Source organism: Rhodocyclus purpureus (assembly GCF_016653115.1).
In the GTDB taxonomy this organism is placed as follows: Bacteria; Pseudomonadota; Gammaproteobacteria; order Burkholderiales; family Rhodocyclaceae; genus Rhodocyclus; species Rhodocyclus purpureus.
The window spans coordinates 1-15541 of the sequence record NZ_NHRX01000066.1; the positions used below are offsets into that span (position 1 = coordinate 1).

13 protein-coding genes and 1 pseudogene are annotated in these 15541 nt (G+C 64.7%); 2 read left to right on the forward strand and 12 right to left on the reverse strand.

Going from position 1 to position 15541, the window contains the following annotated elements; genetic code table 11:
- Positions 1 to 119 precede the first annotated feature (119 nt).
- A complete protein-coding gene (locus CCR84_RS14150; RefSeq protein WP_476705553.1) occupies positions 120 to 1469 on the forward strand; it encodes an IS4 family transposase in 1350 nt (449 codons plus the stop codon).
- A gap of 20 nt (positions 1470 to 1489) precedes the next feature.
- Here the strand turns inward: CCR84_RS14150 and CCR84_RS14155 are convergent, their stop codons facing one another.
- Positions 1490 to 2233, reverse strand: a complete 744-nt coding sequence (locus tag CCR84_RS14155; RefSeq protein WP_201213594.1) for a hypothetical protein — start codon at positions 2231 to 2233, stop codon at positions 1490 to 1492.
- Between CCR84_RS14155 and CCR84_RS14160 the strand changes: the two genes are divergently transcribed.
- Entirely contained in the window at positions 2232 to 2429 is a 198-nt protein-coding gene (locus CCR84_RS14160; RefSeq protein ID WP_201213596.1) for a hypothetical protein, read from the forward strand. The two genes, CCR84_RS14155 and CCR84_RS14160, sit on opposite strands and share 2 nt — an antisense overlap.
- A gap of 164 nt (positions 2430 to 2593) precedes the next feature.
- On the opposite strand, the gene CCR84_RS16580 is transcribed toward CCR84_RS14160, so the two are convergent.
- From CCR84_RS16580 to bioB, 11 genes and pseudogenes are all read right to left on the reverse strand, one after another.
- The gene (locus tag CCR84_RS16580; RefSeq protein ID WP_242508750.1) at positions 2594 to 2737 is read right to left on the reverse strand and encodes a hypothetical protein; all 144 of its coding nucleotides are present in this window, start codon (positions 2735 to 2737) and stop codon (positions 2594 to 2596) included.
- A gap of 58 nt (positions 2738 to 2795) precedes the next feature.
- Positions 2796 to 3053, reverse strand: a pseudogene (locus CCR84_RS16585) (FUSC family protein); the annotation flags it as partial.
- A 115-nt stretch (positions 3054 to 3168) separates the two neighbouring features.
- The gene (locus CCR84_RS14170) at positions 3169 to 4242 is read right to left on the reverse strand and encodes a Fic family protein (protein WP_201213598.1); all 1074 of its coding nucleotides are present in this window, start codon (positions 4240 to 4242) and stop codon (positions 3169 to 3171) included.
- Between the two features lie 118 nt (positions 4243 to 4360).
- On the reverse strand, positions 4361 to 5440 hold the full coding sequence (locus CCR84_RS14175; RefSeq protein ID WP_242508751.1) for an FUSC family protein: 1080 nt from the start codon (positions 5438 to 5440) through the stop codon (positions 4361 to 4363).
- A 245-nt stretch (positions 5441 to 5685) separates the two neighbouring features.
- Positions 5686 to 8283 carry a magnesium-translocating P-type ATPase gene (gene mgtA / locus CCR84_RS14180; RefSeq protein ID WP_201213602.1) on the reverse strand — a complete coding sequence of 866 codons (2598 nt, stop codon included), beginning with the start codon at positions 8281 to 8283 and terminating at the stop codon, positions 5686 to 5688.
- Positions 8284 to 8605: 322 nt separating this feature from the next.
- Positions 8606 to 10192: a chaperonin GroEL gene (groL, locus tag CCR84_RS14185; protein ID WP_201213604.1), complete on the reverse strand. Its 1587-nt coding sequence runs from the start codon at positions 10190 to 10192 to the stop codon at positions 8606 to 8608.
- Positions 10193 to 10194: 2 nt separating this feature from the next.
- Positions 10195 to 12672: an endopeptidase La gene (gene lon, locus CCR84_RS14190; RefSeq protein WP_201213606.1), complete on the reverse strand. Its 2478-nt coding sequence runs from the start codon at positions 12670 to 12672 to the stop codon at positions 10195 to 10197.
- 174 nt (positions 12673 to 12846) lie between these two features.
- Complete coding sequence (locus CCR84_RS14195; protein WP_201213608.1) at positions 12847 to 13347, reverse strand: BCAM0308 family protein; 501 nt, start codon at positions 13345 to 13347, stop codon at positions 12847 to 12849.
- Positions 13348 to 13423: 76 nt separating this feature from the next.
- Complete coding sequence (locus CCR84_RS14200; RefSeq protein ID WP_201213610.1) at positions 13424 to 13873, reverse strand: Hsp20/alpha crystallin family protein; 450 nt, start codon at positions 13871 to 13873, stop codon at positions 13424 to 13426.
- Positions 13874 to 13893: 20 nt separating this feature from the next.
- Positions 13894 to 14295: a hypothetical protein gene (locus CCR84_RS14205; protein ID WP_201213613.1), complete on the reverse strand. Its 402-nt coding sequence runs from the start codon at positions 14293 to 14295 to the stop codon at positions 13894 to 13896.
- Between the two features lie 144 nt (positions 14296 to 14439).
- Positions 14440 to 15405, reverse strand: a complete 966-nt coding sequence (gene bioB, locus CCR84_RS14210; protein ID WP_201213615.1) for a biotin synthase BioB — start codon at positions 15403 to 15405, stop codon at positions 14440 to 14442.
- Between the last annotated feature and the right edge of the window lie 136 nt (positions 15406 to 15541).

Here is a 15541-nt window from a genome sequence, read left to right on the forward strand (position 1 = left end):
CATAGCGTTACACACAACTCGTTCAGCATGAACCGTGCGTGATGCCAGTCGCAAATCCTGCCCCCAGATTGAATCTTCCGGGCCACTTCTTGCATACTGATCGCCGACTTTGCGAAAGGATGGCGATGGCGACGTGGGCGATGGAAGAATTTGCTGAGGCTGAACTGGGTGACGTGCGTTTGCGGAACCGGCTGATCAAACTGGCGGCGCGCTTTGCCGACAAGCCGACGGCCAGCATCCCCGGTGCGTGCAACGACTGGGCCGAGACGCAGGGGGTCTATCGCTTCTTCGATCAAGCCAGTGAGGACAAGCGCGGCCTGGGCTGGCAGACGGTTATGGCGCCTCACATCGCGCAGACCGAAGCCAGGATGGGACAGCATCCGGTCGTCCTCTGCCTGCAAGACACGACCGAACTGGACTTCAACGAACAGGGAATCGGGGGGCTCGGCCCGCTCTCCTATGAAGCGCAACGGGGAATGTATCTCCACCCGACCTATGCCGTGACGCCGGAGCGTGAGCCCTTGGGCGTCACCGACGCCTGGATGTGGGCACGGCAGGCGCAGGACGCTGACGGGAATCGTCCGGGAATACGCGAGAGCCTGCGCTGGACTGAGGGTTACGAACGGATCGCGGAAACGGCGCAAAAGATGCCGCAGACCCGACTCGTCTATGTCGCCGACCGCGAGGCTGACATCCTCGACCTCATGCAACGCGCCCATGCCTTGGGCAACCCCGCCGACTGGCTGATCCGCTCGCAGCACAATCGCTGCCTTCCCGAGGGGGGCAAGCTGTGGACGGCGGTGCTGGCCACTTCTGCACTGGGCGAAATTGAGTTCATGATGCCTTCGCGACCGGGCCAGGCGGCGCGCACGGTGCGCCAGCAGGTCTTTGCGCGCCCGGTCAGTCTGCCGGACGATCAGGGTGGTCGCATGCAGGTCACCTGCTTCATCGCCAGAGAAATCGATGCCCCTGCTGGCGTCAAGCCGGTCGAGTGGCGGCTCTTGACGAACCGGAAGGCCGAGACCTTCGAAGCGATCGTCGAACTGATCGATTGGTATCGCTGCCGCTGGGAGATCGAGACCTTCTTCAATGTGCTCAAAAACGGCTGTCGCGTCGAAGCTCTGCAACTCGGTCACGTTGCCAAGATCGAACTGGCCTTGGCCGTCTACATGGTGGTCGCGTGGCGACTGGCGCGGCTGGTGCGCCTCGGGCGAACGCATCCGGAGCTCGAAGCGACCTCGCTCTTCACCGACGAAGAGTGGAAGGGCGCTTACATCCTCGCCAAGAAGCCGGTCCCCAAGACGCCACCCACGATCCGCGAGGTGATCCGCCAAATCGCCATGCTCGGAGGCTTCCTCGGCAGGAAGGGCGACGGCGAACCTGGCGTGAAAACCCTCTGGCTGGGATACCAGCGCATCAGGGATTTTGTTCAGGGCGTCGAGCATATGCGAGCGCTTCATGCGATATGAGTTATGTGTAACGCTATGGGTTAGACCTGCGGCTGTGAATAGACCGCAAAACGAACCTCCGTTGGATCAATTCTTTCCAACGAACCGTTTGTCTTTCTTGAGAAGAAGCCTAGACGTAATTGACTCATTGAAATACATTTTTCAGATTCGAAATACAGAAATGCTTCCTCGTGAAATTCAGTCGGGTTTTCACGGACAGAGGCTTGCCAATTTATGTTGAACCCTTGCTTATTGATCCAGTAATAGATAGCGGCCAAAGACATTGACAGGAAATCTTTTTTTCCAAGAGAGGCGTGCTCGACAAAGAGAGCATTTCTCAGGAAGGAAAACCCTTTCCCATTCTCGTATTCGAAGAACGCTTCGGTACTAAAGCGATTGTTTCGGTCCGGGTTCCGTAACGAACCATGTTTCCAAAAATCTGCCGTGTCCAAAATGACTCTATGTTCAAAGCATTCTGCATTTACTTCTGAGTCTTTTAATCCGAGAGTATCGACTTGATGCCGGATTGCTACGGCAAGCGAACCAGCTAGACGTGTCACATCGGACAAGTCTGGTTGTAGCGCTAACCGCTTGGCCAGTAGAGCGTTCAACTCGTCCCACGGCTTAACGACGTCATTGAGAAAGCGGAGAGCTGACATGATGGTATAACGTGAAGTATCCGTCAAAACGGGAAGTAAACATCTTACGCGACTGGCGGATAAGCTGCCTGCGTCTTCCAAGTTACTGTATAAGCTCACCGTTTCAGCGATGGAGGATGTCGCCATGTCCGATACGCTGTCCACGGTTCCGACCTCGGACCTTCCGCGTAAGCTCGAGCGGGTGCGCGTGCGCGTGCGCGTGCGTCTCCGCGCGGAGCGCTGCGGCGGGCGTTCCGCGGTGGCCTGCGCGGACGGGGTGGGTAGCTTCATTTTCTCTCACGACAAATTTGGCTCGCCCTCGGCAGTCCTGTTGATGACGTAAGCGAATATTTGAGCATAGCCGCATTCCTCCGTCAAAACGCGGATGTGCTATGCGCTGTGGCGGGCGAGGTCGTGGGCGGAATCGTCGGCCCGGTGTGCGCACATTTCGACATCGCACCTGACGGCACCAGCTTGCCCACCCCCGAGCGGACAGGCGAGAAGGTCTCAGCGCAAGCGCGCGGGAATCAGCAGGCGCAGGTACTTCCCGAACAGCTCGCGGAAACGCGGGCTGTGGATGCAGGCGCCGCCGGCCAGACCGACCAGCGCGCCGAGCAGGGTGTCGAAGAAGCGCGCTTCGATCATTGCCATCGGCGAGGAAGATCGTCAGCGGCGTGATGAAGACCGCAGCGATGCCGTAGTGGCGGACGACCAGGGTTTCGATGATGAAGGTCAGCACCATCATCAGCAGCGCCAGGGTCCATTTGTCGAGCGGCGTGAGCAGGGCCCACGACATCAGCAGGCCGACACCGGTGCCGGCGATGCGGTGCGCCTGCCGGGTCCAGACGGCACGCAGCGACGCGCCCTGGATGACGGCGAGGCAGCTCACCGGCACCCAGTACGGGCGTTCGAGCTGCACAAGCTGCGCGATGACGAGAGCGATGCCGACGCAGGCGCCGATCACCACCGAATCGTAGACGACCTCGTCGAAGCTCGCCGGCAGCAGTGGCGGCCCCGGCTGCGGTGCTTGCCGGTGGAGTGTGACGACGCTATAGACGAGCGCGATCAGCTGTCGTCACCAGTCACTTGGGTGTTCCCATCAGGATGCCATTCAGCGCGAGGTTGATGTAGTAATTGCTTCGTCCGACCTTCTGCTTCTGGACGAAGCCGCCCTCGGCCAGTGCGTCCATGTATTTGGTCGCCGTCAGACGGGATACCTCAAGGTCGCGCTGGACGAATTCGATCTTGGTGTAGGGGTGAGTGAACAGGTTGTTGATCAAGTCCTGACTGTAAAACTTGTAGCCGGCACGGATGCGGTGCTTGTAATCGTAGAGTGCAGCCTTGATGGCGTGGATGGTCGTGATGGTCTGCCCGGCGGTTTGCTCCACGGCCTCCAGCATGTATAGCACCCAGTTTTCCCACCCGTCGTTATCGCGAACGGATTGCAGAAGGCGGTAGTAGTCCGCCTTGGTGCGCACGATGTGGCTGCTGAGATACAGCACCGGCACGTCCAGCAGCCCCTCCTTGACCAGGTACAGCACGTTCAGGATGCGCCCGGTGCGGCCGTTGCCGTCGTAGAAGGGGTGGATGCTCTCGAACTGGTGGTGCATCAGCGCCATCTTGATCAGCGGGTCCACCGCAAACCGATCCGGCTCGTTGATGAAGCGCTCCAGATCGCCCATCAGCGCGACGATGTCGGCCGGCTGCTGGGGCGGGGTATAGACGGTCTGGCCGGCGCCGTTCTTGAGCGCCGTGCCCGGCAGCTTGCGAAAGCCGGCGTTGTTCCGCTCCAGTTCCTCCTGAATCTGGAGGATATGGTTGACTGTGATGAGTCTGCTCTGGCGAACCTGCTCGAATCCTAGGCGTAGCGCCTGACGGTAGCGCAGGACCTCCTTGGCCGCCGGGTTGGCGAAGGTTTCCGGCAGCACGTCGTCTTTGAACAACTCGTCATGGGTGGTGACGATGTTCTCGATTTCGGAGCTATCCTTTGCCTCTTGCAGCCCCAGGGTGTTTATCAGGATGCCTTGGTTGGGGATGGAAGCGGCGATGCCCTTGAGTTCGGCCAAGGCCCTGCTGCTGCTGGCCAGCTTCTTCAGGATGGCGGGCGTATCGAAGCGACCGGGGTCCAGGTGCTCAAGAGGCAAAATGGCGGCCATCTAACGGCATCCTTTACTGAAATGTGTATAGGAAATTCGATTTTCTATAGATGTTACTCCGGACATGTATAGCAGACGGGCTTTTCTATACGAATCTCCAAAGCGCTGGGTGTGAGGCTCAGCGCAACCGCGCCGGAATCAGTCGCCGCAACTGCCCTCCGACCACTTCGCGGAAGCGCGGGCTGTGGATGCAGGCGCCGCCGGCCAGACCGACCAGTGCGCCGAGCAGGGTGTCGAAAAAGCGCGCCTCGATCATCGCCATCGGCGATCCTTCGCCGAGCGTCGCCGCCTCGGCGAGGAAGATCGTCAGCGGCGTGATGAAGACCGCAGCGATGCCGTAGTGGCGGACGACCAGGGTCTCGATGATGAAGACGAGCACCATCATCAAGAGCGCCAGGCTCCACTTGTCGAGCGGCAGCATGAGCAGGGCCCACGAGACCAGCAGCCCGACGCCGGTGCCGACGATGCGGTGCACCTGCCGGGTCCAGACGGCACGCAGCGACGCGCCCTGGATCACGGCGAGGCAGCTCACCGGCACCCAGTACGGGCGTTCGAGCTGGAGGATCTGCGCGATGACGAGCGCGATGCCGACGCAGGCGCCGATCACCACCGAGTCGAAGACGACCTCGTCGAAGCTCGCCGGCAGCAGTGGCGGCACCGGCTGCGGCGCCTGCAGGCGGAGTGTGACGACGCTGTAGACGAGCGCGATCAGCGCGGCGAGCAGGCAGCCCATGGTGAGCAGGCCGACCATCAGCGGCACCTCCTCGACCTCCATCGGAGAGTACGCGGCGATCGCCGCCGCCATGATGATGAACAGGCTGCCCGGTGGTCCGACCCGGTAGAAGCGCAGGATCATCGTCACCAGGATGGAGAGAACTGTGAGTACCGGCGCGATCAGTGGCGGGAAGAAGTGGCTGATCGAGCCCAGCGTGTAGCACGCGGACATGCCGAAACCGCAGGCCATCAGCAGCGACATGCGGTGGTGCAGCGGCGTGTTCGGCGTATGCACGAAGAGCATGCCGCCGAGCGCCGAGACCAGCCCGTAGTCGAGGTGGTCGAACCAGGCGCCGACCAGCAGCGGCAGCCCCGACGCCAGCGCCGCGGCGAAGGGCATCTGCCAGCGCCGCTCGCTGGCGTTGAACTTCGCCAACTGCGCCAGTTCGTTACGCGCCAGCACCTGGAACTGGTTCCACCCCATCCAGCGTTTCATCGACCTTAAAACCTCTTTTCAGCCACGAAAAACACGAAATCCACGAAATAAAACATAGGGTTGTAGTCGTTTAGTGGCCAACCTCGTGGGTTATGCCTACTCAGCCTCGAACGTCATGAATGATTTCGTTTTTTTTCGTGCGTTTCGTGGCCAACTGCTTTTTCCAGGATCAATCCTCTTTCGATTCGGTCGCGGTCGACGCTCTGCGCGAGAAGTGCCGAAGGGTGGGAAGTCTAGCGAGAAAGATCGCGCGTTTTTGTAATCGATTGTGCGGATCGCCGAGGTGTCGGCGGCGCGCTTCCTGCATACCGGCGGTAGAACAGCCGCTTCATGAGTTCGACGGCGACGAGGTAGCAAGGCACCAGCGCCAGCATGATCGCGAGGAACAGCGGCGGCGGCGCCACGAAACCGAGCGGTGCTGCCAGCGGCGTGTAGGGCAGGGCGACGGCGAGGGCGACCACCGCCAGCGAGGTCGCGACGAGCAAGCGCGCCGGACGGCTCCTGAACGGGTTGCCCTGGGTGCGGATGACGAAGATGACGAGCACCTGCGAAACCAGCGACTCGATGAACCAGCCGGTATGGAACAGTTCTTCGCCGGCGGCGAAGAATTGCAGCAGGACGACGAAGGTCAGGAGGTCGAACAGTGAGCTGACCGGCCCGATGCTCCACATGAAGTTGCGGATGAAGCCCGTGTCCCAGTGCCGCGGATGCGCGAGGTAGTCGTCGTCGACTTCGTCCAGCGGGATCGCCAGTTCGGAGACGTCGTAGAGCAGGTTGTTGAGCAGGATCTGCGCCGGCAGCATCGGCAGGAAGGCGAGGAAGAGGGTGGCGCCGGCCATGCTGAACATGTTGCCGAAGCTCGAACTGGTTCCCATCATCACGTACTTCATGATGTTGGCGAAGGTGCGTCGCCCTTCCAGCACGCCGGCGTGCAGGATCTTCAGGTCGTGGCGCAAGAGGATCATGTCGGCCGCCGCCTTGGCGACGTCGACGGCGCCGTCGACCGAGATGCCGACGTCGGCGGAATGCAGCGAGGGCGCGTCGTTGATGCCGTCGCCGAGGTAGCCGACGGTGTTTCCCTGCGCCTTGAGGCAGAGGATGACCCGGTTCTTCAGCGCCGGCGTGACGCGGCAGAGCAGGTTCGCTTCCTTGAGGCGTGCGGCGAGCGCCGGCTCGTCGAGCCTGGCGATCTCGCTGCCGCTGAGGACGCCTGTGACGGGCACGCCGAGCTGGCCGAAGACGTGCCTCGTCACCAGTTCGCTGTCGCCGGTGATCACCTTGACCTCGATGCCGCTAGCCGCCAGTGACTTGAGCGCCTGCGCGGCACTCGCCTTCGGCGGGTCGAGGAAGGCGGCGAAGCCGGCGAAGGTCAGTTCGCTCTCGTCGTCGACGACGGCGTGCGGGTGGTCGGGGGCCACCGCCCGCCAGGCGATGCCGAGCACCTTGAAGCCTTCTCGACCGAGGCTGTCGTGCAGTTCCTGCAGCCTTTGCCGGGCAGGCGCGTCGAGCGGCCGCGGGGCGAGTTCTTCACCCTGCGCGTACTGCGTGGACAGGCCTAGGATGTCCTCGGGCGCCCCCTTGACCACGAGCAGACGTTGCCGGCCGTCGTCGACGAGGACCGAGACGCGTCGCCGCTCGAAGTCGAAGGGTACTTCGTCGATCTTGTGCCAGGCGCTGGCGTCGATTTCCTTGTGTTCGAGGATCGCCTCGTCGAGCGGGCTCTTCAGTCCACTCTCGAAATGGCTGTTCAGGAAGGCGAGCTGCAGGACCTGCGCGCTGTCGCGGCCGTCGGCGTCGAGGTGGCGTTCGAGGCGGATCCTCGCTTCGGTCAGCGTCCCGGTCTTGTCGGTGCACAGCACGTCCATGCTGCCCAGGTTGTGGATCGCGGCGAGGCGTTTGACGATCACGTGCTTCTTCGCCATGCGCAGCGCGCCGCGCGACAGGGTCACGGTGACCACCATCGGCAGCAGTTCGGGGGTCAGGCCGACCGCGAGCGCGATCGCGAAGAGGAAGGATTCGAGGAAGGGCCGCGCGAACCAGGCGTTGATCAGGAAGACGAACAGCACGAGCAGCACGGTCAGGCGCATGATCATGATGCCGAAGGCGTGCGTGCCGCGTTCGAAGGCGCTCGCCGGCGGTTTCTCGGCGAGCGAATCGGCGATGTCGCCGACCGCCGTCGCGGCGCCGGTGCGGCAGACCATCACCGTGGCCATGCCGCTGATCACCGCGCTACCCATGAAGACCGCGTTGTCGGCCGCGCCGATGTCGTCGGTCGGCGTTGCCAGTTCGCCCGCGTGCTTCTCGACCGGGTAGGATTCGCCGGTCAGCAGCGCCTGATTGACGAAGAAGTCGCGCGCTTCGAGCACCCGGCAATCGGCCGGCAGCAGGTCGCCGGCGGCGAGCAGCACCACGTCGCCGGGGACCAGTTCGGCCATCGGCACTTCCCTGCGGCTGCCGTCGCGCAGCACCGTCGCGCGCACGGCGACCGTCTGCCTGAGCTTCTCCGCGGCGCGTCCGGCGCGGAATTCCTGGACGAAGTCGAGCGTCACGCTCATCAGCACGATCGCCCAGATGATCATGGAGCCGGTGATCTCGCCGGTCAGCGCCGACACCGCGCTGGCGACGAGCAGGATCATCACCAGCGGGTTCCTGAAGTGGTCGAGGAACTGCAGGAGCAGCGCGCGCTCGCCGTGTTTCCTGAGCACATTGGCGCCGAAGCGCGCCAGCCGCCGCCGCGCCTCGGCCTGGCTCAGTCCCTCGGGGCTGGATTCCAGTTGCGACTGAAGCTGCGTGAGCGGCAGGTTCCAGAACGGCGAAAGTGGGAGGTCCATGGGGATAAGCTGGAATGGTTTACTGAACGTGAAACTGCGAAGTGCCGAAGCAAAGCCGCTGCCCTGAGCCGCCGCGCGTCATCGCGAGCCCGCAGGGCGTGGCGATCCAGTGCGTAGGGCTGGAATGGACGAACGAACTGGATCGCCACGGCGCTACGCGCCTCGCGATGACGAGGTGGAGGCGTTGCGCATGAGTTCGACGGCATTGTCATCCTTGGTCGGATAGCGTGAAACTGCGAAGTGCCGAAGCAAAGCCCCTGCCTGGATCCGCCGCGCGTCATCGCGAGCCCGCAGGGCATGGCTATCCATTGCGTAGGGCTGGCTATTGCTGGGCGACCAGGCAGTCGGTGCTGAGGATGAGGCTGGCGACCGAGACGGCGTTCTGCAGGGCGCTGCGGGTGACCTTGCACGGGTCGAGGATGCCCATCTCGACCAGGTCGCCGTATTCCTCGTTGGCGGCATTGAAGCCGAAGTTGCCGCTGCCGGCGAGGACGCGGGCGAGGAAGACCGAGGGTTCGAGCCCGCCGTTGGCGACGAGCTGGCGCAGCGGCTCCTCGACGGCGCGCAGGACGATGCGGATGCCGCATTCCTCGTCGTGGTTGGCCGCGTGCGTCTGCACGAAATCGTCGCCGAGTGCTGCGCGCGCACGCAGCAGCGCGATGCCGCCACCGGGCAGGATGCCTTCGGCGACTGCCGCGCGGGTCGCGTGCAGCGCGTCCTCGACGCGGGCGCGCCGCTCCTTCATCTCGCTCTCGGTGGCGCCGCCGACCTTGATCACGGCGACGCCGCCGGCAAGGCGGGCGATGCGCTTCTGCAGTCCGTCGCGTTCGTAGTCGCCGCTGACCTCGGCGAGCTGGGCGCGGATCTGCGCGATGCGCGCGTCGATCGCTGCGCGCAGGCCGGCGCCGCCGACGAGGGTGCAGCTGTCCTTGTCCACCTCGACGCGCCGCGCCGAACCGAGTTGTTCGAGCGTCGCCTTCTCCAGGGTGAGGCCGGTTTCCGTGCTGATCAGCGTGGCGCCGGTGAGGACGGCGATGTCGCCGAGCAGCGCGCGGCGGCGGTCGCCGAATTCGGGTGCCTTCACCGCGCAGGCCTTCAGCGTCCCGCGCAGGCTGTTGACGACCAGCATCGCCAGCGCCTCGCCCTCGACGTCCTCGGCGATCAGCAGGAGCGGCCTGCTGCTCTGCGCGACCTGTTCGAGCAGCGGCAGCAGCTCGGGAGCGGACGCGAGCTTGCGCTCGCAGACGAGGATCAGCGCGTCTTCGAGCAGGCTGCGCGCGCCCTCGGCGGTGTTGATGAAATACGGAGACAGGTAGCCGCGATCGAAGCGCATGCCCTCGACCACCTCGAGCGTGCTGGCGAGCCCCTGGCCGTCCTCGACGCTGATCACGCCGTCCTGGCCGATGCGCTCCATCGCGTCGGCGATCAGCGCGCCGATGGCCGGGTCGTTGTTGGCCGAGATGCTGCCGACCTGCGCGATCTCGACCTTGGTCGCGCAGGGCCTGGCCAGCGCCTGCAGCGCGCGGACGATGCCGGCGGTGGCCTTGTCGATGCCGCGCTTGAGGTCGATCGGGTTCATGCCGCTGGCCACGTACTTCATCCCCTCGCGGACGATCGCTGCGGCGAGCAGGGTGGCGGTGGTGGTTCCGTCGCCGGCGACCTCGGAAGTGCGCGCGGCGACCTGGCGGACGAGTTGCGCGCCCATGTTCTCGAAGGGGTCGGCGAGGTCGATCTCGCGCGCGACGACCACGCCCGAGTTGATCACGATCGGCGGACCGTAGGGGCGTTCGAGCAGGACGGTGCGCGCGCGCGGGCCGAGCGTCGCCTTGACCGCATCGACCAGCACCGAGACGCCGTGCAGCATCCTGTTGCGCGCGTCCTCGTGGAACAGCAGTGACTTCGCGGCCATGGTCATTCCTTCCCGGTTGCGTCGTCCGCAGGCGGCCCCGTGCGCTCGGCTGCGCCGGCCTCGGCGCCCGCCGCAGCGCTGCGCGGCATGGTCTGGGCGACGGCGTCGTCCACATCGTCGATGAAGATCAGTTCGAGCTTTTCCCTAGCCTCCGGCGGGATCTCCTCGAGATCGCGGCGGTTGCGCGCCGGCAGCAGCACGCGGCGGAGGCCTGCGCGCATCGCAGCGAGCACCTTGTCCTTGATGCCGCCGACCGGCAGCACCAGTCCGCGCAGGCTGATCTCGCCGGTCATCGCGGTGTCGCCGCGCACCGTGCGTCCGGCGAACAGCGAGGCGAGCGCGATGAACATCGCGACACCCGCGCTCGGGCCGTCCTTGGGAATCGCCCCCGCCGGCACATGCACGTGGATGTCGGTTTTGGCGAAGGTCGCGGCTTCGATGCCGAACTGCTCCGCGTGTGTCTTCACCAGGGTCAGCGCGGCCTCGACCGATTCCTTCATGACGTCGCCGAGCTGGCCGGTGAGGATCAGCTTGCCGCTGCCGATCATCCGCGACGCCTCGATGAACAGGATGTCGCCGCCGACCGGGGTCCAGGCCAGCCCGGTGGCGACGCCGGGCATGCCGGTGCGCAGCGCGACCTCGTTGTCGAACTTGCCCGGACCGAGGATTCCGGCCAGATCGCCTGCGTCCACGCTGATGTGCTCGACCTCGCCGCGCGCGATCCTCACTGCGCCGCGCCGGCAGACGGCGCCTATCTGCCGTTCGAGCGAGCGCACGCCGGCCTCGCGCGTGTAGTCGCGGATGATCGCGCTCAGGGCCGCCACGCTGATGTCTACCTGTCCGTCCTTGAGCCCGTTCTGCTCGAACTGGCGCTTGATCAGGTAGCGCTGTGCGATCTGCAGCTTTTCCTCCTGCGTGTAGCCCGGCAAGTGGATGATCTCCATGCGGTCGCGCAGCGGCCCCGGCACCGTGTCGAGCAGGTTGGCGGTGGTGATGAAGATCATCCGCGACAGGTCGAAGGGCAGTCCCAGGTAGTTGTCGCGGAAGCTGTTGTTCTGCTCGGGGTCGAGCACTTCGAGCAGCGCCGAAGACGGGTCGCCGTGGATGCCGCTGCCGAGCTTGTCGATCTCGTCGAGCATCATCAGCGCGCCGCGCGATCCCGCGCGCCGGATCGCCTGGATGACGATGCCGGGCAGCGCGCCGATGTAGGTGCGGCGATGGCCGCGGATTTCGGCCTCGTCATGGACGCCGCCGAGCGAGGCGCGCACGAACGGGCGGCCGAGCGCGCGCGCGATCGACTGGCCGAGCGAGGTCTTGCCGACGCCGGGCGGGCCGACGAAGCAGAGGATCGGGCCGTGGCCGTCGGGGTTGAGCTTCCTGACCGCGAGGAACTCGACGATGCGCTGCTTGACCTTGTCGAGCCCGAAGTGATCGGCATCGAGGATGCGCCTGGCCTCGTCGATGTCGATGCTATCGGGTTCGGGGGGCTTCCACGGCAGTTCGGTCAGCCAGTCGAGATAGGTACGCAACATCGAGTACTCGGCCGAAGCCTCGGACATGTGGGCGAAACGCTTCAGTTCCTTCTTCGCCTGCGCCGCGACCTCTTCCGGCATCTGCGCCGCCTCGATCTCCTTGCGCAGGGCCTCGATCTCGGCGGCGTTGCCGGCCTCGCCTTCGCCGAGTTCCCTCTGGATCGACTTCAACTGCTCGCGCAGCAGGTACTCACGCTGCTGCTCGCTCATCTTGGCCTGGGTGCGCGCGTCGATCTCGCGCGAGAGGCGCAGCACTTCGAGGCGCTTGAACAGGTAATCGAGCACCCGATCCTGGCGTTCGACGAGATCGATCGTTTCGAGCACCGACTGGCGCTCGGCCGGCTTGATGTCTATCACGCCGGCGACCAGATCGGCGAGGCCGCCGGGCGAAGCGATGGTCTTCACCACATGCACCAGTTCGGAAGGCGTCTGCGGCATGAGTTCGAGGACCTCCAGCGCGCGTTCCCTGAGGCGGATGAAACGCGCCTCGATCTCGTTGTCGCTGTCGTCTGGTTCGTCGATGCGCTCGATGCCGGCGACCGGGAACGGGTAGCCGGCGAGCCAGTTGCGGATGCGGAAACGCTGTTGCCCCTGACAGACGACGACGTGGGTGTCGTCGGGCAGGGTCACGTAGCGCAGGATGCCGGCGACGGTGCCGACCGTGTACAGGTCGTCCGCCGTCGGCGTCTCGACTTCGGCCGTGCGCTGCAGCAGCATGCCGACCGGCAGGTCGGCCTGGACCGCGCGCTGGGCGGCGACGATCGATTCCGGGCGCCCGATGTTGACCGGAACGATCATCCCGGGAAAGAGCACCAGGTTGCGCATCGGCACGATGATCAGGGCGTCGCCGGGGATCGCCGGCAGCGACGGCTCGTGCGCAAAGCCCGCATTGCGCGCATCGCCGTGATTTGTCAGCGCGAGTTTGCCTTCGCTGTCGGTCGATGCCATGGTCGTCGGGCTTTCGTGGACGGTGCAGCGTGAGCGTCAGGAAGCCGTCCTCGATGCAGTTCTCTGCAAGTCGGAGGCTTCCCGGCGGCAGTACGACCTCGCGTTCGAAATCCGTTCGCTGCACCGGGTGGGTCTCCTTCCGTGCCGGAGGCTGCGTTCAGCGCGAGGGACCCTTCAGTGCGTCCAGTGCACGCGCAGCAGGTAGTCCTCGGGGTTGTAGTGGAACTCGAGTTCGCCCTGGTAGGCACTGCGCAGCGCTTCGCCGAGCGCACGCGCGAGGTGGATGTCGGTGGTCGTGACGAGGACGTTCTCCGCCTGCTCCTCGATGCCGATGATGCGCTGGAGCGGATGATCCTGTCGCGCACGCTGCTCCTGATGGCGGACGAGGCTCAGGATCTCGGCGCGATGCGCTTGCAGGAACGGCCCGCTCAGGCTGACGAAGCCGGCCGGCAGCTGGTCGGCAATGCGATGGCAGGCCGGGCAGACCTGCGCGTTCGCCTGGGCGGGGGCGTCGCCCCAGCGCCAGCGTCCTTCGTGGAAGACCGCCTTGCATTGCGGGCAGACGGTCGGCTCGGGGTACTTGCCCCTGGCCTGGTAGGGATCGTGCGCCTGCTCCGGGACCGGGCGGTCGTGAGTGACACGGTGAAAGCCGGATGGCAACTTGCTGTGGCTCATTGCTTGCTTCCTTTCCTCGATCGTTGATCGGCTGCACCGTTGCTGGCCGGAGCGATGCGCCGGCCAGCGCGGGCGTTCACTCGATGGCGATCTTCTTCGTCTCGGTCAGCGCCTTCTTCGGCAACACGAGGCTGAGCACGCCGTCTTCGTACTTCGCCGTGGCGCCCGCCTCGTCGACGCCCTGCGGCAGCGTGAAGGAGCGATACTGCTTGCCGTAGTAGCACTCGCGGAAGACCACCTCTTCGCCCTTCTTCTCTTCTTTTTCCTTTTTCGTCTCGGCGCTGATCGACACCTGATCGGCATTCACCGAGACGCTGATTTCGTCCTTGTTGAAGCCCGGCAGTTCGGCGCGGACCTTGTAGGACTTCTCGTCCTCGGTGACATCGACCGGAATCTGGCCACCGGTGAGATGCTTCGACGACAGCGGCGTCAGCAGGAATCCCTTGAACAGCTCGTCGAATTCACGCCCGAAAGGCTCGAAAGATGTCAGTGCACGGAAGGGGTTGAAGCGGGTGATGTCTGCCATGACGTTCTCCTCGGAGGGTTTCAGATGCCAACTGCACTTGCATTCAGTCCTCGCCCCGACGAAGGGCGCTCTGCCCGGCGCTCCTGGGCGCGACGGCCGTGCTCGCGCAGGGCCAGACCGTTCTCGTCGAGGCGCAGGCATTGCGCTGCCCGCTCGCCGCCGGCCGGTCCTTCGCCATGCGCGCCCACCGCGAAGCGCTCGATCCCGAGCAGTTCGAGGAAGCGGGTAGCCGCCGCGAGCGAATCGAAAATCGTGAGCATGCCGTCGGTGCCGCACAGCCAGCGCTGATCGAGGGTGAGGCCGAAGCAGGAGGGGGCATTGCCCGGCTGCCCGATCGGTCGCACGACGATTTCCCGATCGTCTGCCGTCCCCTCCGTAGAGATCACCGAAAAAGCCAGTTCGAGCCAGGTGACGGGTCTCATTGCGATCCTCCTGCGGGAGCGTGGTCGGGGACGGGGTCTGCGTTTCAGTGCATGTCCTAAGGATATGTCATGCAGAGGTGTTAAGGCAAATGTCATTTTCCGGCGGTGCCCGCAAGCACCGCCGGGCCTGCAAGCAGCGCCCGCTCAGTCGCCCCGGCCCAGGCGGCGGAACATTTCCCGGTCCTGTTCGATGCTGGCGCCCAGGGTCGTCAGGTAGTCGCCGACCAGTGCGGCGCTGATGCCCGCCGCCAGTGCCTTTTCCTGGATGTGGAAGATCAGGTTGCGGCCGCCGGCAAAGCGCAGGTGCGCGGTCGGATTGATGAAGCGGAACAGCGCGATGCTGACCAGGATCTCGTCGTCCGACAGCGGCGCGCTCCCCTGCAGCGGCGTGCCTTCGATCGGGTTGAGGATGTTGATCGGGATCGAGTCGACCGCCAGCTCGCGCAAGGTGAACGCCATCTCGATGCGCTGGGCCATGCTCTCGCCCATGCCGAAGATGCCGCCGCTGCAGACCTTCATGCCGAGGGCCTGCGCCTCGCGGATGGTGCGCACTTTTTCCTCGAAGCTGTGCGTGGTGCACAGCGTCGGGAAGTGCGAAGCGGCGGTCTCGATGTTGCAGTGGTAGCGCTCGACGCCTGCGTCCTTGAGCTTCTGCAATTCGGGGCTACGCAAGAGGCCCATCGAGGCACACAGGCGGATCGGGCTCGTCGTGCCGATCGCCCGGTAGATCCCGCACGCGGCCTCGACCTGGGCGGGCTTGAGCGCGCGGCCGCTGGTCACCAGCGAAAAGCGCTCGACCCCCTGACGGCTGTTGTCCTGCGCCATGTGCACGCCTTCCTCCGCGCTCACCAGCGGGTATTCGGCGACACCCGTCTTGAAGCGGATCGACTGCGAGCACCAGTTGCAGTCCTCGGAGCAGCGCCCGGACTGGGCATTCATGATCGAGCAGAGGTCGATGTGCGGGCCCATGAAATGGGCACGGATGCGGTCGGCCGCTGCGTAAAGCGCTTCCTTCTCGGGTGTTGCCGACAGCGCCAGGGCCTCCTCGCGGCTGATCTCGCCGCCTTCGATCACGCGTTGTTGCAGGGCTTCGATTTGTTCGCTGTTCATGAGGCTTCGCTCCTGGCTGGCGCAGCAATGGCGCCGGGCCGCTTCGTTGAAAGCGCAGGATTCTAGCGTCCCGGCGACGCTCCTTCGGTAACAGTGCCTTACATGGTGGTGCCGATGCGTGCCCGCGCTCTTGCTA

Bases quoted from the DNA above. Each gene is read 5' to 3' on its own strand.
- CCR84_RS14150 (WP_476705553.1), top strand. From the start codon at position 120: ATGGCGATGGCGACGTGGGCGATGGAAGAATTTGCTGAGGCTGAACTG.
- CCR84_RS14160 (WP_201213596.1), top strand. From the start codon at position 2,232: ATGTCCGATACGCTGTCCACGGTTCCGACCTCGGACCTTCCGCGTAAG.
- CCR84_RS14155 (WP_201213594.1), bottom strand. From the start codon at position 2,233: ATGGCGACATCCTCCATCGCTGAAACGGTGAGCTTATACAGTAACTTG.
- CCR84_RS16580 (WP_242508750.1), bottom strand. From the start codon at position 2,737: ATGGCAATGATCGAAGCGCGCTTCTTCGACACCCTGCTCGGCGCGCTG.
- CCR84_RS14170 (WP_201213598.1), bottom strand. From the start codon at position 4,242: ATGGCCGCCATTTTGCCTCTTGAGCACCTGGACCCCGGTCGCTTCGAT.
- CCR84_RS14175 (WP_242508751.1), bottom strand. From the start codon at position 5,440: ATGGGGTGGAACCAGTTCCAGGTGCTGGCGCGTAACGAACTGGCGCAG.
- mgtA (WP_201213602.1), bottom strand. From the start codon at position 8,283: ATGGACCTCCCACTTTCGCCGTTCTGGAACCTGCCGCTCACGCAGCTT.
- groL (WP_201213604.1), bottom strand. From the start codon at position 10,192: ATGGCCGCGAAGTCACTGCTGTTCCACGAGGACGCGCGCAACAGGATG.
- lon (WP_201213606.1), bottom strand. From the start codon at position 12,672: ATGGCATCGACCGACAGCGAAGGCAAACTCGCGCTGACAAATCACGGC.
- CCR84_RS14195 (WP_201213608.1), bottom strand. From the start codon at position 13,347: ATGAGCCACAGCAAGTTGCCATCCGGCTTTCACCGTGTCACTCACGAC.
- CCR84_RS14200 (WP_201213610.1), bottom strand. From the start codon at position 13,873: ATGGCAGACATCACCCGCTTCAACCCCTTCCGTGCACTGACATCTTTC.
- CCR84_RS14205 (WP_201213613.1), bottom strand. From the start codon at position 14,295: ATGAGACCCGTCACCTGGCTCGAACTGGCTTTTTCGGTGATCTCTACG.
- bioB (WP_201213615.1), bottom strand. From the start codon at position 15,405: ATGAACAGCGAACAAATCGAAGCCCTGCAACAACGCGTGATCGAAGGC.